Annotated in this window: 19 protein-coding genes and 1 other RNA gene; 6 read left to right on the top strand and 14 right to left on the bottom strand. The window is 40.7% G+C overall.

Features of this window, described 5'->3' with window-relative positions:
• Positions 1-5 precede the first annotated feature (5 nt).
• Entirely contained in the window at positions 6-758 is a 753-nt protein-coding gene (locus G7092_RS01440; RefSeq protein ID WP_166085475.1) for an SDR family NAD(P)-dependent oxidoreductase, read from the bottom strand.
• 110 nt (positions 759-868) lie between these two features.
• Here G7092_RS01440 and G7092_RS01435 point away from each other — a divergent pair, with 110 nt between their 5' ends.
• The 3 genes from G7092_RS01435 (at position 869) to ssrA (ending at position 2841) form a co-directional block, all read left to right on the top strand.
• Complete coding sequence (locus G7092_RS01435; RefSeq protein ID WP_166085474.1) at positions 869-1231, top strand: winged helix-turn-helix transcriptional regulator; 363 nt, start codon at positions 869-871, stop codon at positions 1229-1231.
• 94 nt (positions 1232-1325) lie between these two features.
• Positions 1326-2387 carry an acyltransferase gene (locus tag G7092_RS01430; RefSeq protein WP_166085472.1) on the top strand — a complete coding sequence of 354 codons (1062 nt, stop codon included), beginning with the start codon at positions 1326-1328 and terminating at the stop codon, positions 2385-2387.
• Positions 2388-2472: 85 nt separating this feature from the next.
• Positions 2473-2841, top strand: a transfer-messenger RNA (tmRNA) gene (ssrA, locus tag G7092_RS01425).
• 346 nt (positions 2842-3187) lie between these two features.
• Here ssrA and G7092_RS01420 read toward each other — a convergent pair.
• The 4 genes from G7092_RS01420 to G7092_RS01405 are packed head-to-tail and all read right to left on the bottom strand — an operon-like array spanning position 3188 to position 5803.
• Complete coding sequence (locus G7092_RS01420) at positions 3188-3841, bottom strand: response regulator transcription factor (protein ID WP_166085469.1); 654 nt, start codon at positions 3839-3841, stop codon at positions 3188-3190.
• A gap of 3 nt (positions 3842-3844) precedes the next feature.
• The gene (locus tag G7092_RS01415; RefSeq protein ID WP_166085467.1) at positions 3845-4627 is read right to left on the bottom strand and encodes a sensor histidine kinase; all 783 of its coding nucleotides are present in this window, start codon (positions 4625-4627) and stop codon (positions 3845-3847) included.
• Complete coding sequence (locus G7092_RS01410; protein WP_166085465.1) at positions 4585-5253, bottom strand: hypothetical protein; 669 nt, start codon at positions 5251-5253, stop codon at positions 4585-4587. The genes G7092_RS01415 and G7092_RS01410 overlap by 43 nt, the downstream gene beginning before the upstream one ends.
• A gap of 10 nt (positions 5254-5263) precedes the next feature.
• Complete coding sequence (locus G7092_RS01405) at positions 5264-5803, bottom strand: hypothetical protein (RefSeq protein WP_166085463.1); 540 nt, start codon at positions 5801-5803, stop codon at positions 5264-5266.
• A gap of 312 nt (positions 5804-6115) precedes the next feature.
• Between G7092_RS01405 and G7092_RS01400 the strand changes: the two genes are divergently transcribed.
• A complete protein-coding gene (locus G7092_RS01400) occupies positions 6116-7807 on the top strand; it encodes a hypothetical protein (RefSeq protein WP_166085461.1) in 1692 nt (563 codons plus the stop codon).
• Between the two features lie 43 nt (positions 7808-7850).
• The gene (locus tag G7092_RS01395; RefSeq protein WP_166085459.1) at positions 7851-11456 is read left to right on the top strand and encodes a hypothetical protein; all 3606 of its coding nucleotides are present in this window, start codon (positions 7851-7853) and stop codon (positions 11454-11456) included.
• Between the two features lie 180 nt (positions 11457-11636).
• On the opposite strand, the gene G7092_RS01390 is transcribed toward G7092_RS01395, so the two are convergent.
• The 4 genes from G7092_RS01390 to G7092_RS01375 all read right to left on the bottom strand — a co-directional run bounded on the left by G7092_RS01390 (position 11637) and on the right by G7092_RS01375 (position 18183).
• Complete coding sequence (locus G7092_RS01390) at positions 11637-12866, bottom strand: alkaline phosphatase family protein (RefSeq protein ID WP_166085457.1); 1230 nt, start codon at positions 12864-12866, stop codon at positions 11637-11639.
• 62 nt (positions 12867-12928) lie between these two features.
• Complete coding sequence (locus G7092_RS01385) at positions 12929-14386, bottom strand: SusD/RagB family nutrient-binding outer membrane lipoprotein (RefSeq protein ID WP_166085455.1); 1458 nt, start codon at positions 14384-14386, stop codon at positions 12929-12931.
• Positions 14387-14397: 11 nt separating this feature from the next.
• Positions 14398-17643: a SusC/RagA family TonB-linked outer membrane protein gene (locus G7092_RS01380; protein WP_202985192.1), complete on the bottom strand. Its 3246-nt coding sequence runs from the start codon at positions 17641-17643 to the stop codon at positions 14398-14400.
• Positions 17644-17895: 252 nt separating this feature from the next.
• On the bottom strand, positions 17896-18183 hold the full coding sequence (locus G7092_RS01375; RefSeq protein WP_166085452.1) for a CBU_0592 family membrane protein: 288 nt from the start codon (positions 18181-18183) through the stop codon (positions 17896-17898).
• A gap of 170 nt (positions 18184-18353) precedes the next feature.
• Between G7092_RS01375 and G7092_RS01370 the strand changes: the two genes are divergently transcribed.
• Positions 18354-18962, top strand: a complete 609-nt coding sequence (locus G7092_RS01370) for a TetR family transcriptional regulator (RefSeq protein ID WP_166085450.1) — start codon at positions 18354-18356, stop codon at positions 18960-18962.
• A 181-nt stretch (positions 18963-19143) separates the two neighbouring features.
• Here the strand turns inward: G7092_RS01370 and G7092_RS01365 are convergent, their stop codons facing one another.
• The 5 genes from G7092_RS01365 to G7092_RS01345 all read right to left on the bottom strand — a co-directional run bounded on the left by G7092_RS01365 (position 19144) and on the right by G7092_RS01345 (position 23821).
• Complete coding sequence (locus G7092_RS01365) at positions 19144-19734, bottom strand: outer membrane beta-barrel protein (protein ID WP_166085448.1); 591 nt, start codon at positions 19732-19734, stop codon at positions 19144-19146.
• A gap of 654 nt (positions 19735-20388) precedes the next feature.
• Positions 20389-21162: an MIP/aquaporin family protein gene (locus G7092_RS01360; protein ID WP_166085446.1), complete on the bottom strand. Its 774-nt coding sequence runs from the start codon at positions 21160-21162 to the stop codon at positions 20389-20391.
• Between the two features lie 535 nt (positions 21163-21697).
• Positions 21698-22564, bottom strand: a complete 867-nt coding sequence (locus tag G7092_RS01355; protein WP_166085444.1) for a sugar phosphate isomerase/epimerase family protein — start codon at positions 22562-22564, stop codon at positions 21698-21700.
• Between the two features lie 51 nt (positions 22565-22615).
• Positions 22616-23341, bottom strand: coding sequence for a 3-keto-disaccharide hydrolase (locus G7092_RS01350; protein WP_202985191.1), 726 nt, complete (start codon positions 23339-23341; stop codon positions 22616-22618).
• A gap of 54 nt (positions 23342-23395) precedes the next feature.
• Complete coding sequence (locus G7092_RS01345; RefSeq protein WP_166085442.1) at positions 23396-23821, bottom strand: c-type cytochrome; 426 nt, start codon at positions 23819-23821, stop codon at positions 23396-23398.
• Positions 23822-23843 lie beyond the last annotated feature (22 nt).

The raw sequence follows: 23843 nt of genomic DNA, 5'->3' as shown, positions 1-23843 counted from the left end.
AGAGATCAGAAAGCATAGTGACGCATCCCGCCATCCACTACCCCGACTGTACCGGTGATGTATTTTGCCCGGGGCGATACCAGGAAGGTGGCCATATTGGCTATATCCTGCGGTTCGCCAAAATCACCCAGAGGGATTTCGCGGGCAGCAAATTCCTTGCGTGCTTCGGCGGTAAAGCCGCGGCGCACATTGGCCGTATCCAAAAGACCAGGCTGCAGGCAATTGATCCTGATACCGTATTTACCTAATTGTCCAGACAATTGTTTTGACCACATTACTATGCTTGCTTTGGCTACTGCCGAAACATTTATCGAGCGCAGCTCATAAGTACTGGTGATGTTCAAAATTGAACCTTGCTTGCGCTCTATAAAATGCGGTAACAATTGTTGGGTCAATTGTCTGTGGCGGTCAAAATCCATCGTCATCGACTCGCTCCAGGCTTCATCTGATCCAATAACATCCAGTGGCTGGCTTCGACCGGTATTATTGATCAGTATATCAATATGACCCAGGCTTAATAAAGCTGCCGCCGCGATTTTCTGAGGCCCATCGGGGGCAACAAAATCTTGTATAAATATAACCGGCTCTACACCTCCTGCAGCTACTACTTCTTCCTGCAGACTTTTTAGTAATTCCTCATTGCGGGCGGTGGCCAATACTTTTACACCCTCTATAGCCAATTCTTTGGCAATTGCCCGCCCAAGGCCCTGGCTGGCGCCGGTTACTACCGCGGTTTTTCCTTTTAAATACAGATCCATAATTTTTATAATATTACTTGTTGTCAAAAAATTCTTTGGCAAAATTAGGCGGCAACCTTAAATTTGTACGGTAAGTAATTAATTGTATGGTACTAACAAAAAAGTAACTAATGGCCGGAAGAAAGCAAAACTCAACCTATACCCGTAATGAAATATGTGTAATTGATTGTGATCTTACTTATGCGGTTCATAAGCTTGGGGGTCGATGGAAATTATTGATAATGGACAAGTTGTGCACCAAAAAACGAAGGTTTAACGAGATTAAAAAAGAGTTTTCTTATATATCAGAACGTATGCTAACCCTTCAATTAAGAGCTCTGGAAGAGGATGGCCTGGTTAAACGGACTGTTTTTGCCGAAGTGCCACCGAGGGTAGAATATGAACTCACCGAAATGGCTCTTGAACTGGGCCCCATCCTGAAACAATTAAGTGACTGGGGTGGCAAACAGCGGAACCTAATAAAGAAAGACTAATTTTCCTTATTTTATAATTGGTGTTTTTATATTTACCTGAATTAGTAAATAATAATATTCCAAATGCCTAAACCAACCATTACTATTCTGACAAATGAGGTTTAACCAGGAGAGCGCTCAGGATACGCGGCAAAACATAGCCTGGATAAATAACTTACGATTGATAGCCATGTTTGCAGTGGTGGTATTACACACGGCCTCACCCCTGCTCTTTTATCATAAAGGAAACCCTATACAAGATTGGCTGGTAGCCGACATTTATAATGCGCTGGTACGTTTTGCCGTACCGGTTTTTGTGATGATTACCGGCGCTTTGCTGCTGCACCGGGATTATGAGCTGGGCGATTTCTTGAAGAAAAGGCTTGGCCGACTTATACTTCCTTTCCTTTTTTGGAGTACGGTTTATGTACTTTACCGATGCTACAATGAAGAGTTTGTTTTTACAGACAGTATTTGGGCAAACATCCGGCTAATCTTACTCCAGTTTCAAACCGGTGCCTACTATCACCTCTGGTACGTATATTTGTTGATAGGCTTGTATTTGTTTATACCCGTCATAGGCAAATTTGTAAAGCAGGCATCAGAAAAAGAGCTGTTATATTTTCTTGGTATTTGGTTTTTAACGGTGCTGATCAGCAAGCCTTATTTAAGTAGCTTCGATACTGCTATCGACCTTCATAATTTTACAGGATATATTGGATACCTGGTGCTTGGTTATTATCTTACTTATAAAAATTTTCATATTCGTGGCTTGGTTTATATGACTGCAGCGGCATTCGTTATGATGGCGTCAATCATCGTTCTGGGCACTCATTACCTACTGCTAAAAAATCATGAATTAAGCACTTTTTTTTATGAGCCAATAAGTCCATTTATTATCCTGCTTTCGGCAAGTGCGTTTTTAACTGCTAAGCACACAGTGGTCAAATTGAGCCCTATACTGAATAAAATAATCCAAAATGCAGGAAAACTCACTTTGGGGATCTATTTTAGTCATGCATTAATATTAACTCTTTTTGACCTGGCCGAAATTAATTACACTCTTTTTAATCCAGCATTTAGTATCCCTGTTATAGCTTTGTCATGTTTTTTACTATCCTGGCTTTTAGTATACGTAATGAGTAAAATACCGTTCATAAAACATCTTGTTGGATAGAAGTGTTCATCAACTGCAAAGTATTTTCTGTATATTTGTACCCTTAACTGCAAACTGCCGACAGGTAAAGCAACTCAATTAAAATGGGGTCGACCGGAATTGACAGGATGGAGATAAGTAAGTAAGCATGCAGCGCGTTGGGTGAATTAGCGCTTAAATCTGAACGCTCAAACTTACAAATGGCGAAAATAACTACGCCTTAGCTGCTTAATTTAGAATTAACTAGCTTTTGTCCCGCCGGTTTTCCGTTCTGTTGAATCGGCAATCGGGGCATCGAAAAACGGAACTGGCCAGCTTAATGGTGTGCAAAGCAGGCGAGATAAAGCACCTAAGGAAGACGGTACAGGTAAGCGACTGACCTTCCCCTTCCCTACAATTAAACAGAAGCTAAGCATGTAGAAAGCTTACCTTATACCATGTTTGGACGAGGGTTCGAATCCCTCCGGCTCCACTTTTTGAATCATCAAATATGATTAAAGCCCTGTAAAATAATATTTTACAGGGCTTTTCATTTCCATTAATTGCTCAAAAAACACCAAAAATGCTCAAAAATTCGTGACACGGTCTTTCTGTTAACAGTAGTGACACTCCGATTAGCAAATCGAAACAAATGATTTGTGGTTTATGGCAAACAATTTTCCGTTGGAATACATGCTTTTGAGCATGCACCGATGGACTTAAAGAATATAATGAGCTCAAAGGTTGGTAGCGCTGATATCACTAATGCCAAGCAACCTATTATCTTTGCCACGTTAAGCGATATAGAAAAAGAACAAGTAAATAGGGTTCAATTGAGCTCTCTAATATCTTGCAATACCGTTTTTTAGCGCAAATATTACCAACCCTGTTCTCGATCTCAGGTCGAGTTTTTGGAACAGGGCATCGCGATAGTTGTCAATGGTATGCGGGCTCAGGCACATTTTACCCGCTATCTCTTTATAAGTGAGTTCGGAGCAGCACAATTCTAAAAACCGGATCTCGTTAGCAGTTAAATCAGCAATGGGGTCAGGGACTTTTACTTCGTCCTGGATAGAGCGCAACAATTTGCCCGACACCAGATCATTTAAAAAATAATCGTGTCTGGCAATGGTTTTAATAGCGTACATCAGGTCAGAGGCATTGGATTCTTTTAAGATATAACCACCTGCCCCGCATTTCAGCATTTTGATAATCGGCTCATCGTCCTCAAACATGCTCAGGGCAAGTACTTTTACCAAAGGATAATTTTGTTTAAGCCAGCGTGTAGCCTCATAACCGTTAACCAAGGGCATGGTAATATCCATCAGTATCACATCGGGTAATGGGTGTTTACCTATTTTCTCCTTCATCACAGCGCCGTTTGCCGCGTCGAACACGATCTTGATTTCTTCGTTTTCCAAAAGCAGGCTGCTGATCCCCTGGCGGAAAAGCGTATGGTCATCTACAACAGCAATTCTGATTTCTTTGTTTTCCATATTTCATGGGTAAGGTACTACAATTTTAATTTCAGTGCCATTTTGTGCAAAAATGCTTATATCACCTCCAATAAGGGCTACTCGTTTACGAATGTTAAACAAACCCATCCCGCTCTTCTCCTTTATCACTTCTTCTTCAACAAAGCCCTTTCCATTATCTTTTATCTTCACCTCCAGGTTTTGCTCATCCTGATGAACTACAACATCAATGGTTGTGGCTTCGGCATGGCGCACGGCATTATTCAGTATTTCCTGAAAAATACGGAACAAGATAATCTCTTTATCATGCTGCCCTTCTTTAGATTTATAATTACTGTTGAATGTAATAATATGCAAGTCTGCCGTTCTTAAATAATCGAGTTCAAAAGCAATGGCTTCGGCAAGTCCTCTGCGGGTCAGTTCCTGTCCGTAAATCAGCCTGGAAAGTTGTCGAAGTTCCTTAATGGCACGCTTTGCCAGCTGGGAGGCCGAATCTACTTTTTTGCGTACAAGCTCAGGATCGTCAGGTTTAATGGTGCTCAGTGTAACAGTCGTCAGACTTAATAACTGGCCGATGTTGTCGTGCAGGTGACCGGCCAGGGTTTGCATGGTTTGTTCCTGCACCTCCATCTGACTTTTCAGCAGCTCATTTTCAAAGCTGGTTTTTAGCCACGCTTTTTCCTTTTCATGTCGTTTTTTTCTGTTATTGTGCAGCATCACAAAACTAATGAGTGTTACCGGCGCAATCAGGAAAATGACAGAAGCTAATCCGATGAGGAAAATAAGATCCTTTGACGATATCTGCATATAAAAGCGTACGACCAGCTTAAATACAAAATGATGTTTAGTATGCTAAACACAATGTATCTTGCCGAGTGGCCGATGCCCGGCGTTCTGTCCTGAACCAGGTAAGTGAAAAAAAGATTGCAGGCAATGCCTGCAAAATAAAAACAGATGGTGCCATTAACCCACCAAAATGGCGCATAGGTAATCAGGTGTCTTGCTTTTTCTTCTTTTAGTAATAAATAATAAAAATAAACCGATGCCAGGATCAAACCGATAGACATAGTTGTGGATGATGCTGAAACATAAGCCTCAAAATGTTTTTCAATAAGCTCAGTAAAATAAAAACAAGCAAAAATAATTAACCATCCAGTAAACAGCCTACGGGTATCGCGGTAAGTTTTGTATAGATAATAAAAAAAATAACTCTGCACCAGGCCTTCAACCAGCAGAAATACATTGTATAACATAAAATTAGGCCGGTGCAGCTCCGTACGTACATAAATACCGCAAATTTCAACCAATACGGTTGCCAGCAGGAAACAGATAAAGAGCCGCCAGGCTGGCTCCTTATCCCTGTATAAACAAAATAAACTTACCACGAAGCAAAGCGCTTCGGCCGTTGTATTTACCGTTATATAGGCCGACATAGCTTTTTATTTATTGCAATAAAGTTGCGCCGGATGCCAAACAGACGGCCGGTGGTGGGCATAATTCTCCCTGGTTTTCTGGTGTAGCCATGATAATGGAACCAACCAGGCTCTTCACATTCTTATAATAATCTAAATGCACCTTGTTCAAAGAGTCGAAGCGCGTAGAAACCATGACCAATGTAGAATAGTTCAGATAAGCCTCTTTGATATTTTTGGTATCTGTTTTTTTAACAGAGTCGTAAGCGGCAAGGTAAAAACGGATGCCGTCGCCCTTTTCACTATCTACACGATTTAACAGGCTTCTTAGCTGCTCCTTACTGAACCAAACTGTACGTGTGTCAGGACGTACTAGTCCTCCTCGTTTAAAAACATGGGCACGGCCTCCGAAATTTTTAACCAGTCTGCGCGCAGTGGAATCACTGATGGCCCCCTTCAACAGTTGGGCATCAGCGGGTGTCAGTGTATTATCATTGTTTTGTGATTTACATGCGCCTATCGCTAGAGCGATAAAGGCCGTAATTAGGAATAGATTGAGTGATTTCATCATTAAAAGATTTAGTAACCGAAGGGATAATTAATTGTGATTTAATTTTTAAATATAAAAGAAATATCCCCCTACAAAGCAATTAATTAATGATTAACTACGCAAGGATGAAACCCGCTTTAAGCCTGCCTTAAATCCGCTTTTTGCCACCCTGTTTCAAGCCTTTAATAAAGCGTTAAACCCGCCTGTAATAACCCTTTTTCCGGTCTGTATCCCCCTCGCTCCGTCAGCTACCTTAGCCTTCGGGAATTACTATTCCCTTTTAAACAAAATAGCTATTTATTTAAAAACAAATCAATTAAACACTAAAAGAGCATGAAAAACACAGATGTATTCAAAGATTTTGATATGGTTGTGAGCATTACCGAAAAAACCATTAATGACCAGCTTACCCATTTGCTCAGGATGGGTACTATTCATCCTGAGCTCATCATTACGCAGGAACTGGATGAAGAAACCGACGAGTATAAATTTAAAGTTTATGATTCGCCAGACGATATTCCGCGTAATGCCAAGGGTGAACCTTTATCAGCCACAATAGAGGTAGAGATACAACCTCAGGTTAGCATCAGCAGCAGCGGCAAAGTTATCACCTTCATATTAAAATTCCTGGCAGGAAATGTTTGGTTTTGGAAGGGTCAGGGCCAGAAAGCCAAACTCGTATCTTATGATGCTGCCGGCTGGCAATATGCGGTTACCATAAACATGGACCTGAAACAACTTCAAAAGGATAATTTGGCAAAGGACATAAAAGTACCAGGCTTTGTGGAAGACCAGCTAAATAAGTTTATGTCAAATATGTTTGATGTAAACCACCTGTTCATGAATTTCCAGTCGACCGACCTGATGAAATTTGACCCTGAAAAAACTGATGCCGGTAAAGCGAAAGACCAAGGTGTAGAACAGCTGGTGATTTTCATGAACTTTTATCTGAAATGGCTTACCCAAACAGGCAATCCCTTTATTCTGGGATACAGCATAACGCAGAACGATCAAACAGCCATACCTGCAGAAGAAAAGGTACCCGATAGCATTAAGCCAACAGGCACAACCTACACCATGTTTCATGATAATGTTCATCAGCATTTGAGTACCCTAAACTTTGCACTGGTTACCAAAGGCGGTTACGGTACCATCAAGAGCAGTGTTGATAATTTTGAAAGTAACTGGATTTCGCCCGACGACCAATGCGATGCGAAAATGATATATGCTGCATCCCGCTTCAGCGAAGAATTTATCCTTAAACCTCTATATGAAAGACTACGTGACCAGACCTATGACAAACTAAAAGAGGGATTGACATTAGGCCCCAAAAAGGAGTATAGTGAGGCTAAACAGGCTACCGCAACAGGCTATAAATTTGCGATATCCGACTGGAATATCCAAAGTGACATTTACCAGAACAGTTTTGAAGTAAAGATCAGCAACCATCCTACAGAAATACATTACGATGTTAAAGGAAGTATGTTTGTTTACAAAAGCAAGGAAAAAAATATGATATGCACAGCAAGGGCCTGGGCAGAAACGCGAACCGAATGGAGCGCAAAATTCATTATCAAAGTGGTAAAAGACAAAGATGGTCACCCTACCCTTAAATTTGAACAGAGCTGCACTGTAGACAAATATCAACCAGAGTCAGGCAAAAATACCTGTGCCGACGTTTGGGACGGAATAGGTGGTGTACTTAGCTTCCTGACAAGCATTTTCAGTTTTCTTGGCCTTAACCTCTCGTCGCTGTTAGACGATATTTTCAAAACACAGGTACCAGGGCTTGGCAACATTGCTATTGCCTTAAGTAATATGGACGATAGTTTTAACAGCGCTGTTATGCTCCCCGCGGGCGGTGTATTCTTTTTCAAAAATCCTGTTGCGGATACCACAGGTAATATGGCGCTTTCGCTTACTTACAAAACAGACTCACAGGTGGCGGTTGAATCAAGGAAATTCGCTCAAAAACTAGAGGCATTAAGAACCACACGTAAGGTTAGTCTTACTTCGGTAAGCTAATCAGGGGATTCAAAACTATTTTTTACCTAAAAATCAAATCAAAATGTTTTCACTTAATAACAATGAGGTATTGAACGATACCGATGTAATAAAGCTTGCCGCTAAAGGCAAAGCATTTTCAAATGCAGATGTGACAATTGTTGCCGAGCTAATGAAAAATCAGCAGCACACCTCGCCGCTCAACCCTACCGGAAATATTGAGGTAGGACAGGACAATCAGGGATGGCCAATGATTTTCACCATCGGTACCGATAAAAAATTTTCGCTTATAAAGCTCGATAGCTCTGTACAAGGTGGCTACGGAATAATTAATTTAAGCGATAGTTTGGGGACCGATCTGGATGCTGTATCGTTTGCCATGACCCAGGACGCTAAAGGGAGGATTTCGATCACGCTTGCTATGGTTAAAAAATCAGGGGGTGATACTGTAATCTTCACCGCTTCGCGCCTTTCAAACAATTTCGCGGAAACCGACTGGGCAAACTTCGCATCACTGTCACACAAAATTGAAGGTGTAGATGCGGCGTTTAAAGTTGAGCAAATGCTGATGAACATTAGTGATGATGGCAAAGCACCAGTAAGCATAGTTGCCGGCAATCTTAAGGGCTACAAATATTACTACCTGTTAAATGGATCGGCAGGTGCCCGGAAGTATGAGTTTCCGGAAGATGTAAAACAACACCCGGATAGCCTAAAAGATATTGCTATAGGATATGCATTTGGCCAAACGGGAATCTTTTTCATATACGATATCGGCGAAAGCCAAACTCTTGCCTGCACTACGCTTGCCGATGCCAGCTTAGGGTCGTTAAGCTATGACTACAGTGCCGGCAATGTGATGATACCCGAGCCTTTTCGTCATCTTACCTATAATTGCATCAGCACACCCACAGGTTCAAAAAACAAAAGCATTTCTATATGCTCCGATATTTTTGTGGGCTCATCAACCGGGGTATATTGTTTTAAAAATGCCTCCGTAAACAAATGCGGATTGGTAACTGATAAAATAAAAGATGTGCATGAACTAACTATAAGGCAGGATAAGGATAGTATAGTAGTGTGGGCATCAACTGCAGGTAATAAGCTGTACTATATATATGGTAAAAAGGAGGCCAAAGGCGAAAAATATGTATGGAATGACCCGGTATTGTTTAAGGAGGATGTACTGCATATTGCACCAATACGCAATACCGGGCGACAGGGAAATGAGCTGTTTCTGATAACCCAGGATAAAAGCATCCAGCATTACTGGCAGGATATCGGTTCGACATTATGGCGGCAGCAGGTAATTAACGTACCTGAGCAAACAGATGTTATTGAGTTTAATTCCTATACCACACATTTGCACTTTGAAGGCGAAAAAGGAGAGATACTGATTGAAGAGAAGGTAAAAATCACAGCGTCGGAATGGGTGTATGTGACCATTAATGGCTTCCTCTACAGCCTTGACCAGGGCAGCAGTGCAGAGGTAAGTACCGATATCATGGGTAACATTACCATTATCACCATGACCGATGATATCGCCTGCCCTATTTATCACCTCACTGCCGACTGGATGGATAAAACGCTTAATATTTATCCAAACGGAAAAATAACCAAAGGGTTGGCAAACATAAAATCGGCAGCCGATTTAAAGGGGGCAAAAACAGAGGATGGTAAACCCGTATTATCTAACAGTAGTTATGATGATGAAACCCTAACAGCAGTAGCCGGTAATATCTCACAACTTGCAGACAAGGGACATGAGCTCAAAAGTAGCAACCGCAATGCTCTTGATTCCTACACCTTCACAGCAGTAGAAAACAAAGGCGTGTTACACACAGGCAGATTTGAGATTAACAGTCTGCCCGATAATTTCATGCTCAGTTATGGTGCTTCGGGCAATCTGGAACTTATTGCCGCACCGGGTAATATTTTTGATGAGATCGTAAATTTTGCCGGGGATGCCCTGCATTACCTGTCGGAGTTTGTTAACACTTCGATTGCCGCTATCAGGCAGGGGTTAATTGTACTCGAAAACGGGATACAATTTGTTTTGAAAAAAATTGACGAGGGTTTGCAATTTGTACTGGCTATAGGCGATAAAATACTCAACATTGTATTGGATACGCTCGGCGCCGTGTTTAAGGCCCTTAACTGGGTATTGAAGCTGATAGGCATCGACCTGGAAAAAATTCTGGAATGGCTGGGTAAGTTAATCGGATGGACCGATGTTCTGGAAACCAGTGATAAGATCTGCGATGTGATCAACAATGGTTTTGATATTATTGCTGGTACTGCAGATGTATTAAGCGATAAAATTACTGGGATATTTCGGGACATTGAAATTGCTATTGCGGGTGAAGACATTGTTAATAAGCTGGGGGATACAACCAAAACCAACAAAACCGATGGGCGAAGCGGCCCTTTACAAAACCCGGCTGCCAATTTAGCTACCTATCATTTGATTCATGGTCAATCCTCACCTACACTATCGTCAGGTAGTAATGATAGTTTTACTGAAGAGATTGAGCGAGTTTTAAAAGATTTGCTCGAGAAGGAAATTTTCACCGCAGGAAAAGCCATTTCGATGATCGGCGACCTGCTTAGTCATATCTCAACCGATTCCATAGGTGAAACAATAACCCGTTTAATGCAAATTATAGCTGTCACTGTGCTCGAAGAGGTAAAGCATGGCATAGTAGCATTATTTAGCATTTTGAAACTACTGCTGAATGCCATTAAAGCCGTAATAAACGAAAAAATGGATATTCCGATACTAAGCGGGCTTTTAAAACTGATACTTGGCGGTCGCGAACTTACGGTACTTCGTGTTGTGTCTATAATGGTTGCATTACCCCTGCGCGTAATTTACAGAATAGCCACCGGCGACGCGTTTCCGCATGATAAAGTGAAGGCTATCGACGTAAACGAAGTAAATACCCTGTTTAAAGAACGCTTAGGGGTACAACCAAAAGCCGGAAAAAATTTAACCGATCCAGAACCAGCGGACAATCCCGTATACCAAACCGAGTCATGGCTGGTGATCATGTATGAAGTGACCCGTTCGCTTGAAATAATTGTAGGCTCATTTGACCTGTTTAACTATTTAACAAGTGCAGCGCCGGCAGCAGGGGGCTGGCAACAAAACCTGCGGCGCAAGCGTGGGCAATTGTCAACAATTAAATCTCTCCTTTCCTTATTAAGTAGTACACTAAGTTTGGCAAATGTGGCGGACCATGCACTTCAGGCTAAAAATCATAAAGCCGAATTTACAATCACAGATGTTACAACTTATGAAATTGTCCACGTTGCCTTGTCTTCTTTTAAGGCGGGCATGGGCTTTATAGGTGCTGCATTTTCAATCTCAGAAAGTAAAAAGAAGTGGCTCCGTGGTTTTTCTTCGGCTAGTTCGCTGGCTTTAACTGTATTGCTTATCGTGACATTTGTTGGTGAAGAAAAAACAAGGTCTAATAATCTTCGCTTTACCTCAAATCTATTTTTAAACCTGTACAAGATGGTACAAGATTGCCCTTTTACGGTAGGGAATCCGAAAGTTGCTGCCGGTATTTGCGCAGCCGATGCGGTGATGGGATTTACCCATGTTGGCCTGGTAGCTGCACGATTACATACTGATGCTGATGATCGTGTAGATTTTAAAATTATCTAATTTCACTGGTAAGCAGAAGATAGTTAAAAGCGCATTAGTCTATATTAAGAATACTGGTTCAATCATTACAAAATCACCTATTAGTACAAACAGAGTATATGAAGTAGATGAGTTAAAAACCTAAATCAATAAAAAAGCACCTGTTATAAGGTGCTTTTTTATAAGAGTCAAAAAAATAGGTTATTTTTTCGCAGTAATAATTAGCCATTTATTGACGGTATTGTCCGGGGCTTCCAGTACCACTTTATAAAAATCAGAGGGAAGATCTTTTACATTCAGCAGCGCGTGCCGTTGTGCTACGGGATATTCGCCCATGAGCTTGTAATTATCCACACCACCTGTTTTGAAGTTGTTGGTAGGCGTAACATAAATCTTAACATTTCCTTTGGTATCCAATGATTTCCAGGATACATCGATGCTATTTTGAAAGTAATTTAGTTTAACATCACTTACGGAAACGGCTCCGATCAAGGGCGTGCCGTCAACTTCCCTACCTGCATCTCCGGTTAGTTTCACATTCATGAACCTCGCTAAAGTAGGCATGATATCCACGATACCCGGATCGGCAACATTGGCGTACTGATTTAGATTAGGATAATTAGTCACCAACCAGGTATTGCGCTGACGATCTGACTGCCCGCCGTGTCCCCTGCCATTAGCTTCGCTTCTGCCATGATCGGTGGTAATGATCAGCAGCCAGTCTTCGTTGAATTTCTTCTTGCGATAGTTGATCGCTTCATAAACTTTTCCGATCTGTGCATCCATCATCTTTACCGCATCATAAAATTCCGGACTGTCGCCATGTGCATGTCCCATGTCGTCGGTGTACTCCAGGTAGATCCAGGACAGATCAGGCGCCACGGTTTTTATGCTGTTGCTGGCTTGTGCCACCACTTCCTCATCAATACGGTGCATATAATCGCCCTTGTGCTTAAAATGAACCGTATCTAACTCAAAGCCATCCGCTTTGTAATCCATCTTAAGATTTCCGGTTTGTTTTAAGCCCTCGCCTATCAGTTTAGTACGGTTGTCTGTCCAGCTGGAGAATACCGCGATTTTTTTCGCGGGATATTGTTCTTTAAACAGCTTAAAAATTGTTTGATAGTTATAATTTGGATCCTTGATGTCGTTATCAGGTACGTTGTGCTTGTTAAGCCATGTTCCGGTTAACAGACTGTTGTAACCCACCGCCGAAATAGTAGGCGTTTCATTATAGGTCCCTTTGTCACCGCCCACATGTATCCGGAGATATTTACCATCTTTGATCACGTTTTTGAGGTTTGGCAAATCCAGTTTTTCAATAACATCTGCAGGTATGCCGTCGGCAATAATATATACCGCTTTTTTAACCTTTTGGGCATGTGCCGATAGGGTTAACGCCGAACAAAGTATCAGCAATGTTTTTTTCATATTAACGATCATTTGCAATAATTTTTAATTTTCTAAGATAATATAATCAGGTTGCTTGCACATTATGGCTGGATGATCCAAGTTGTTGCATTGATGTCATCGCCACCAGGAAACTGCCGTTTTATAGCATCGTTTACATTTTGCTGGTTTAATTGCAACTCTGTTTGTGGGTAAAGGAAACGCTTAGGTACCCGTTTGTTGTTCAATACACCATCACCCGAAACATCAAAGGTTGGGAAGCTTGTACGGCGGTTTTCAAAAAATGGTTGCCAGCCGCTGTTCATAAATGAAGCGATGTATTTTTGAGTGATGATCTTTTGAATGTTATCTGCCCCGCTCAATTGTACTGCTGCTTGAGCTAGGTAACTGTTTATACCTGCCTGATCAATGCCATAAAAGCTCATGGAGGCCTGGATACCATTCTGATAATAACTATTCGCACTTCCACTTATCCAGCCCCGGGCAGCGGCTTCTGCCAGGATAAACTGCAATTCTCCGTACCCCATGGCTATACTGGGCTCATTAGTTGGATTACTGTAAAAACGAGGATTGATCCTGGATATCTCACCACTTACCTGTCTTTTCGCATTCACGTCAACAGGATCGCTGCCTTTTATACCGCCGTAAGCCGTAAAATCGTTATCCGCTGCGGAGGAATGATTGGGAGCCTTTTGAGCAAAGCTAAACAAGCGCGGGTCTTTCAATTGTTTAAGCATATCAACAAAAGTTTCCTCCATATAGTAAGCGGTTTGGATACTATTATCGTTGTAATAGGGATAACGGTCATTGTCCAGGTCATAGAACTTTAACTGGGCATTATCGGCATTACTGCCGAAAATTGGGTATTGCGCGGGGTTGTTTACAATATCGGCAAAGCGCTGTTTAAAATTGTAAGTGGTATTATTTGCCTTAATAGAAAGACTCATCAGTACCCGCAGCGACAAAGTATTGATGGCTTTTTTCCACTGTTGCATATTACCGCCGTAAATAATATCTCCCTGAACAGATGGTGTGCCCGAGGTGATGAGGCCGTTGGCTGCTTTCAGATCATCAAGGATAGCCAGGTAAATGCTTTCTTGCTTATCATACACCGGAGTGGTTTGGTTTTGCTCCCCCTGTAAAGCCTGGCTATAGGGAATATCTCCAAAATTTTGTGTTAGCTGCAGGAAATACCAGGCCCTGAAAAATTTGCTGAGCGGCAAATATTCCGGTTTATTTATGGTAGCAGCCGACTGCTCCATTTTTATTACCTGGCGAAGATTATTATAATTAGAAAAATCGCCACGAGTCCAGCCATAATATTGATAATTAGAGGCCGATTCCGTAACCGCCATCTGCCTTATTGCTAAGGCAACGTTCAGGCTGGTTGACTGAAACGCGCTTTGTTCAACGGTATTTAAAAGCAAGTCGGGTGTAGCGGTTGTTGATTTGTTAGGATCTGTTTGAAACTCGCTAAACTTTTTACATCCGGGGGCACCTAAAGCCACCAGGGCCAGCAGTGCTAAAAATATCTTTTTCATCAATTTTCTGGTTAAAATTTAATATTAGCATTAAAACCTATGGTGCGGGTTGACGGCGTTTGAAGATTATCAACACCAGTATCCGGATCTACGTTCGGAATTTTTGCAAACAGGAACAGGTTGCGGCCAACGGCAGACAGGTTAAGTCCTTTAACAAAGGAGCTTTTGAGCCATTTGCCGGGCACCTGCCAGGTAAAGCTGATCTCGCGGATCTTTAAAAATGTTTGTGAATAATAGTTGTAGTTGGTATTGGCCGAATTACTGGTATTGGTCATGTAATCGATATAGTTGACCGCCTTGGTGTTTGGCGCAAATTTCCGGGTGTCGCTGGTAATGTTGCCATTTGAATCATAAGTAACAGATCCTGATGTTACTACCACACCTTGCCCTACATAAGTAGCCTTGCCTGCATTGGCTTCATCACGGTAATGGTTGAGTGTACCCATATTGGTGCCACCCCACCACATTTTCTGGTTGGTAGTTGAATACATTAAGCCACCAACGCGTCCGTCTACCAATACTTTCAGACTGAACTGCTTATAAGTAAAGCTATTCTCTAAACCATAGGTAAAATCGGGATCACCATAGCCTACCGATCTTGGGAAAGTATCATCTAACGGGAAACCGTTGCTGCCATAAATAATATTGCCGCTTGGATCTTTTTGATATACGCTGGTGTAGATCTTATCAACGCGGTCGCCAGCTTTCAGGTTATTGAGGGTTGGTGCATTATTATATATACCGGTTAAATAACGGTGGTAGGTGCTGAAGTTAGCGGCAACATCCCAACGAAATCCGGGAATTTTTACCGGAGTGGCTGTTAACACAAGCTCTAAACCTTTGCGTTTGTAGGTATTTCCGTTAACCAGTTGTGAATTGAAACCGCTGGTGTTGGAAATTGGAATGGAGAAAATATTGTTAAAATCACTGGTCTGGTAGTAGGTGGCTTCCAATCCGATACGGTTGTTAAAAAATTTGGTATCAACACCAACTTCCCAACTGTTGGAAGTTTGGGGATGCAGATTCGCATTCAATATCGATGAACCATAGGAAAGCGAAGGAATGTTGTTCCAGGTATAGCCTTTTGAATAGGTTGGCAAATAGCTGTACGTATAGGCGTTATCATTTAAAGTTGCACTGGAAACTTGCGACCATGATCCACGCGCTTTTAACAGGCTAAACCAATCTGGTAGTTTGGTTAACTGAGAAATTATTACAGACGACCCAAATGAGGGATAAAAGAAGCTGTTATTTTGAGTAGGTAAAGTCGAAATAAAGTCATTACGGCCGGTTGCGGTCAGGTAAATAGCATTCAGATATTCCAGATCCAAAACACCGTAAACGCTGCTGGTGCGTCTTTCTTCCAGGGCATTTGTAGCAGTAACCGGGTTGGTTGAGTTACTTAAATTGTAAAATCCGGGAATAGTTAAACCATCTGTTGCCGCGCTGCCATATTTATCGTTACGATAATAATTTGAACCGCCTACCTGCGCATGCAATTTGAATTTTTCTGAAAAGGTATGGTTAAAGTCGGCTATCAGATCTGAAGTAATATCAAAGAAATTGTCATTCGAAACCGTGAAGTTACCCCTTGATTTATTACCATAACCGATGTAGCTTTTTGGTTCATCATAAGTCCTGTTCAGTCCGTAAGAATTCATCCCGTTTCTGAACTGAATACTAAAGTCAGGGCTGATCTTGTAATTCAGGTTCAATGACCCGTAGGTATTGTTTTTATCATACCCTCTTAAGTACTCATATGCCTGGAAATAAGGGTTATTGTAATAAGAGTTATTATAATTGCGCTGTTGCAAGCCTACCTGTCCCGGAGCCCAGTAATTACGCAAATCCTTTACGCTAACATCTGCACCGGTCCATAAGATGAGGTTGTATAAATAGTTGGTAGGACCATAACCAACCTCGGGAAAGTTCTTCGTGTATTGTTTATTGAAGGTTATACGGGCGTCTGCAGTAAGGTTGTCAGACAGGTTATAATTGCCAGACAGGTTGAAGGATGTATTATTCAAATCGGTATTAGGCACAATACCAACCTGGTAAACGTTTGAAACCGAAGCACGGAAAGCTCCTTTATCTGAACTTTTGGTGATGCTGATGTTATTGGATGAAATAACGCCCGTTCTGAAAAAGTCCTGGACATTATCTTTACCTCTCGATATCCACGGTGTAGGTATTCTTTTACCTGTTTGCGGATCGATAGGGCTATCATATTGCGGTAATTCAACAAAGCCGCTTTTGGTTGATGGATCTTTCTGATCCAATTTTGGACCCCAGATCCAGCCACCACCTTCAGGACCACCACCGGAGCCATCTACATAGCTATATTGGCCTTTAAAGCCATCACCATACTCGGTTTGCACCTTGGGTATTCTGATAAAGCTGGGTTGCAGTTCTGTGGATGAATTGATCTCGATGCTCAGGTCTTTACCTTTACCCCGTTTGGTTGTGATCATGATAGCGCCGTTTTGACCGATAGAGCCATACAAGGCAGATGCGTTGGCACCTTTCAATACGGTCATATTTTCGATATCGTCAGCATTAACCTTCCAGATATCGGCCGATTGATCCGGAATACCATCAATTACGATCAATGGTTGCCGGCCACGAAGAGTGATAGTTGGGCTCTGGAACAGATCTGTAGAGCTTTGAACGGTTAAACCGGCAACGCGGCCTGTTAAATTGGAAAAAACGTTAGGTTCCCGTGCTTTAACCAGATCTTCGCCTTTTACCTCCTGAACGGCATACCCAAGCTTTGCTTTTTCTTTTTTAACACCGAGTGCTGTAACAACTACTTCTGATAAACCTTTGGCATCATCCTGAAGCGTGATCTGATATTTCTTGTTATCTGTTACGGTTACTTCCTGGCTTTTGAAGCCCATGAATTTTAAGATCAGGATATCACCAGTTTTGGCCTTGATCGAAAAATCGCCCTCCTGGTTGGTTGTGGTACCCGTGTTAGTTCCTTTTACCAGGATAGACACACCCGGAAGAGGAAGATTTTTTTGATCGGTTACATGTCCCCTGATAATTTCAGCAGGCACTGATATTGAGTGGCTTAAATTTAATACCTGTTGATTTCCAATGGCATCTTTGCGCATTAGATTACCGCGTCGGGGTAGTGATGCAGGAGCATTATTAGCGTTGGCCGTAGTAGCGCAAATGGCTACTGTGGCTACGCCAACAATAAATGTTTTGTAAATCCATGATATTTCAAAACGTGGGTCAATTTTTTTTTGCATAAATTGGCAATTCGTTAATTAAATGATGTACTGTTTAATGGCGATTCTTTTAACCGGCATCTCGCACATGCCGGTTAATATTTTACCCCGATTACCTGGAATGGGATAAAGCATTTACTCTGTTGATTTCTTTTCTTTTTATAACTGTGTTTAACTTTTAAATCTTTGTTTGGTAGGCCTGTATTCTCAGTACCTTCAGATGAAGATTTTCTACACTTTTATTTTCGCATAGCGACAATCAATAATATCTACTTATTGATTATCAGTACTGTGAGGTCTACCTTGTTTCCTCCATTTATCGTTATACATCCCATAAAATGCGATAAGGGCCCAGGCAATGTTGATGAAAGCAGCAGGATAAGAATGATCAACGTAAGTATTTATGCCCAGCAGGATGCCGCCTAACAGATTAGAAATATGAAAAGCATAGGATGAAAGCCTCCACTTTTTGGTAACAAGCAAATAATAGGATATCAGGAACAGTAATGTCCCGAGCCATCCCATGCCCTGGTAGATCATATCGATATTACCGAAGCACATTGTTTAAGAGATTCTTTTGTAAAATTTATCCATACGCCTTTTTTTAAAACAATCAAAATAACTCATCGCATGTTAAGCTTTCGTAAATATAAAATTAAATAAACTGAACATTCAGTAAATTTATTTTTACAATTATATTTTTGTGCTTTTATGGTAATTTTACCGAACGTATGGGTAGAAAAAGTTTAAAAGAAGATCAGCAAAAAAGAATAATCGAAGCTTTTTATCAAATCGCTAAAAACGAAGGAATTGAAAACACCTCATTTGGTAAAGTGGCAAAAGAATTGGATATGCATCCAAGCCTGGTGGTACATTATTTTTCCACTAAGGAGGAGATGCTGCTGGGATTGATCGATTTTATTATTAGTAATTACGAAAAAATATATATTCCTGAGAATGAGGATGTCGATCCTTTGAACCGGCTGGTAGAAGTTTTAAATAACATCTTTTCAAGAAAATGGGATAATTATATAGATGACAGCATATTTTATAATTGCTTTGCGCTCATATTCAGAAATCCGCTGATCAAGTTTAAATTTAAAGAAATGCATCTCCTGCTAAGAGAATGGCTTAAAAATTTAATCCAGGAGTGTATGGATAAGAAATTAATAGAATGTGCCGACGCAGAACTTGCATCTGATTTGATTTTTGTGATCTCGGATGGAGCCTATTATTTTTTGAGTATGCTTGATGACCAGGTTGACTACGAAAAGCATGCAAAAAAATATAAAATTGAAGCGTTTAAAATATTAGGCCTGAATTCCAAATTAACGCTATAAATTAGTTCGTGCTTAAATCATAAATAAGTAACGACGCTCCCTTTCTAAGGTGTTTAACAAGGGAAATGTATTAATCAGGTTGTTATTAAATTAATAACCAATCGTGAATCAATCGTGTTATTACACTATACCTTGAATATGTATGGTCGCTTAAGTACATTTTGCAAATAGGCTGCAAAACTTAAAACAAAGTAGTTGTAAAACCTATATTGAAATTTAAACTACTTGGGTTAAGTAATTTGTAGTTTCCACGTGGAGAGAGATAAAAATAAGAGGATTCAAGTGTTAAAGCAAAATGTTCTGCCAGGTAATACTCTATCCCGGAGGTAAGTTTTATACTTAAATGGTGGCGACTGATCTGATCGATACTTATGGTTTCCGGATTAAAATTAACCCGGTCATAACTATTGATAGCTAACCCGGGTTGCAAAATACCAAACAGTTTGATGCTTCCTGCTTTACGGCGATAACCTAAGCCAAGAGAAAAGATGTCTGCGGATAGTTTTCCTGTATTTACATTGGTGGGCGAATTGGAATAAACCTGCTGATAATGATTGTGAATAGCGTCATAATTGAAGCGAATGAATATCGCATTCCCATCAACTGGTCTGTATTCTAGTGCAGTTGTCAGTATCGTGCCGTTTTTTAAGTGGAGCCGGGAGTCATCAAACGGCAGGTTCAACCCAATGGATCCGGGAAAGTAGATCCTGGAAGTAACACTTTCAGTCTGCGCGTAACTCCTGCTGCTGACTCCTGACAGTAACAATAGCACGACGCCTTGGATAAATAATCGGGCTAATTTCCTCTGTAATGAACCAAACCAAAGAATCATTACTTAAGTACTGGTTTTTGAAATGAGACTTTGAGTATATCCAGGGAGCTTAACACATCACCGCAATTGCAGCCGGCAAAAGGTAATTGATAGAGATGATGAACATGATATAAATTATTTTTGATAAAGATCATACCTATAATTTTGATGTCATATCTGGGTAATCTGAATTCGGGATGAGCCACAATATTAGAAAAAGTTTGAAAAAAGGTTAATGTTAAGCAACAGGTATTGATATAGTCATTCAAATTAATCATATCAATTCAATAACTATATCTTAATGTAGCAAACATATAGGCAGATTCTGAGTGAAAGTTGAATTACCCGGGTTTTCTACACTTTAATTTCATAGTTCAAAAGCTATCCTGTATAAAATCAGTAAAGAGTAATCTACTTTCGATCACAAATTTGCGTTTCTGTCTCGTGGCAACTGTCTTGAACGAAACCATGAATGCTTTTTTTGAGCGTCTATATCATATTAACACGCTTTACATCACCATAATTACCGATGCTGCAATAAAGAAAAAGGAAACAACAGAAATATCATTGACGCATAGCTAATGCTATTTCTGTTTAAGACGGCTAATGGTTGTTTTATTTACATTTATCCTGCGATTGCGGAGAGGGGCTGTTATGGTAACTGATCCGTGCCGCTTCGATATGGTAGTAATGATGCAAACGGAAATGTTTAAAAATTGCTGCCGTTAACGCAGCACCGGTTAACGGCGCAATGACATATATCCAATATCCGGTATATACACCGCTTATTACTGCAGGACCAAAACTCCGCGCAGGATTGGTGCTGCATCCGGAAAGGGCAGTTTCGGCCCATACCATAAAACCAAATAAAAATGGCATGGTAAAAGGTGTATAATTGCGTAATTTTTTACTACCAACAAAAATAAACACCACGGTGACGAGTGCTGCCGTAGTCGCGACCTCTCCACAAAAAGCTAAAATAACGCCTGGCTTACCTGGTATTGTAATTCCATAACCCACGCTTCTACCCTGCTCATGCCAAAGCAACAGAGGCAGGCATCCGACTACAGCCCCCAACATTTGACTAATAATATAACCAACCAAAGCCTTTGTTTTCATTTTTCCTCTTAGCCAAAATGCAAAACTAACTGCCGGATTGATATGTGCCCCACTAACCTTACCTACCGGAGATAAGCTTATTATGCACCCGGTAAGGCCAAAAAGAAAGCCTGTTAATAAACGTCGGTATGGCACTGACGGAATCAAAGCGGCGGTCCAGGATCCCTTACCCCAATTGAGGATAACCGCGCTTAAACCGATTGCCAGAAGTAAAGCCGTACCGACAAACTCTGCGATAAATAGTCTAAAAAGCTTCCGGTTTAACTTCATGTTGTAGTATATGGTAATTATATTACCTAAACATTAGCTTAAGGCAAAGAAATTAAACAGGTTCGTTCCAACCAATGGCTGTTCATCAATTACCACAACCCGGTTTTGCCTTAAGTTATGGTTAATTACCCTTTTATGTACATTCGAGATCTTACTTGTTCCTCTGAAAATGTTCCGGCATATATTAGATTTGCAAGACTCCCGTCCGAACCAGGACTCTTTGACCTATCGTATTTAGAGATCGCAAAGAATCTGTCCACTTAACTAACCAGCAGTTAAAAGATCTCGAATCAAAAAAAGAGAATCCAAACATTACTAAAAAAATCAAAATAGCATGTTACAATATCCTAATTAATGAGGTCAAGATAAATAAAGAGCCTCAAAAAAATATCGTCATGGAACATTGCGAACTAATGCGCCCGTTACCGCTTATATTACCGTTAAAAGCAGCAAGTATATAATCGCCTCGCATTTACTATAAAAAATTAGCAAAAAAGCTTTGTTAACCAAAGACGGCCAGATCAAAACGAATCGTTTAACTTATTTGTTTAAGATAATTAATGCTTTTTTCAATGCTTAAAAACTGATCCATTTTAAAGTTTTCCTGCTCAACTATGTAATATTTCACGCCCGCAGAGCGAATTTTTTTAAGTATGGTTTTATAATCGATATTTCCGCTCCCTATCTCTGTGTTCAGTGCAGGGTTAGCTTTTTCCATATCTTTAATATGTACAAGCTTAAAACGGTTGGGATGATCCTGCAGCCATTTCAAAGGGTCTTCTCCCGATCTGATGACCCAGTATATATCCATCTCAAAATCCAATTGCTTGCTACTGGTATTATTTAACAACAAGTCAAAAAGACGCTGCCCACCTATATTTTTAAACTCAAAATCATGATTGTGATAAGCCATCTTCAGCCCGGCTTGTTGTATCTTATCAGCAGCAATATTTATTTTATCAACAACGGCATTCATGGCATCCGCACTGTTACGATATTGCTCAGGAAGATACGGTAAAACAATGTATTTCTGCCCGAGGATCTTAGCTGCTTCAATCGCTTCCTCTACCTGGGCCGTATCTCCCGACGACAGGAATAAATCGAGTGAGTAATGAGCACTGGGGACAGTTAATCCATTGTCATCAAGTAACTTTTTAAATTCGGATGCAGTAAGGCCCCAGAAGCCATTCTTTTTTGAATAACCGAATGGTTCTACCTGTTTATAGCCAGCTTGGGCAATTTTGGGTATGATGCTATTAACTTCCTTAGGCAAGGTTTCTCTGAAAGCGAAAAGCTGCAAACCGTATTGACGGTTTGTTTTTGCCGTTAACAAATCCGGCATGAGCATCATTCCAGCAGAAATAATGCTCGTTTGCTGCAAAAAAGATCTTCTGTTTATCATAAAATTTATTGAAAGGTTAAAATTTGAAAAGCTGTTTAGGTTATTTAGAAATTAAAGTTCTTTTATCTTGATGTTTCTGAACGAAATCCCTGTCGACCAGTCCTGTAACGCTATACCGCCGCTGTAATATTTTCCAAATTCAGGAAACGATTTAAAATGAGACGCAGCTATTTTTTTCTTCCAGGTGTCAGATCTCAGATCTTCTTTTGCAGTGAGCACTCCATTGAGGAAAAATTCTATTTGGCCATTCTTTTGTCTTATCTCCGAGTGGTTCCAGGTATCAGCGGGTTTGCTTCTAACAGGATTTTTCTGCGGCGAAAAGCTGTATAAACATCCTGAACGTAATTTTGGCCTCACAAAATCAGGATGCGAACTGTCCAGTAGCTGGTATTCAGGCCCAGAGGCCCAGGCCGCCGGAATATCCTTCCTTTCCAATACATTAATAAAAACCCCGCTATTTCCACCCTTTGGCAGTTTCCAATCGAACTTCAGGTCAAAATCTTTGAACTGGGTATTGCTCACCAGGTCGCCTACACCGGATTTATCCTGAGGGTCGCAAAACAATTCACCATTTTTAACTTTCCATATGGTAAATGGCTCTTTAGAATTATATAAATGCCAACCGGATGTAGAGTATCCGTCAAATAAAAGCTTCCATCCTGCGGCTTTTTCACTTGCCGTTAGTACATTATTTTCATTACTAACCGTTGCGTAGCAATTAATCATCAACGCTACTATGGCTGTTGTGATCATTGCGATTTTGTTTTTCTTCTTCATGTTTAATGTGCCTTAATTGATGATTATGTCTATATGAATGATTTTGGCAAGTCGTTATTTCATTTTAAGGATGAAAGCAACCATTTCTTTTGCCTCATTCTTTTGGAGAGATGGATGAGCGCTCATAGAAATATCGCCCCAGTTACCTGCACCTCCTTTGATAACTTTGCTAGCCAGCGCGTCGATATCCTTAAGTGTATATTTCTTTGCGATAGCAGTAAACGCCGGACCAATCAACTTTTCCTGCTCTTTATGACAGTTCCTACAGTCATTCTGAATAATCAGTTGAGCTCCTTTGTCTGATGAAGTGGCAATGGAGACAGCCGGTGCGGGTGATACAACACTATCGGTTTTTTTTACATCCTTTTCAAAATGTGCGGCATTAGTGCTGTCGGCATGATTTTGTGTTTGATCACTATTTTCACCACAGGAAGAGATTGCAGCAGATAGAGTAATTAAGAAAAAAAAATTCTTTAACATGGTTGTTGACTTAAATTTTATT

It is taken from the genome of Mucilaginibacter inviolabilis (genome assembly GCF_011089895.1).
GTDB lineage: Bacteria > Bacteroidota > Bacteroidia > Sphingobacteriales > Sphingobacteriaceae > Mucilaginibacter > Mucilaginibacter inviolabilis.
The sequence above is the reverse complement of the archived record's forward strand: the minus strand, read 5'-3'. Positions and strand labels throughout refer to the sequence as shown.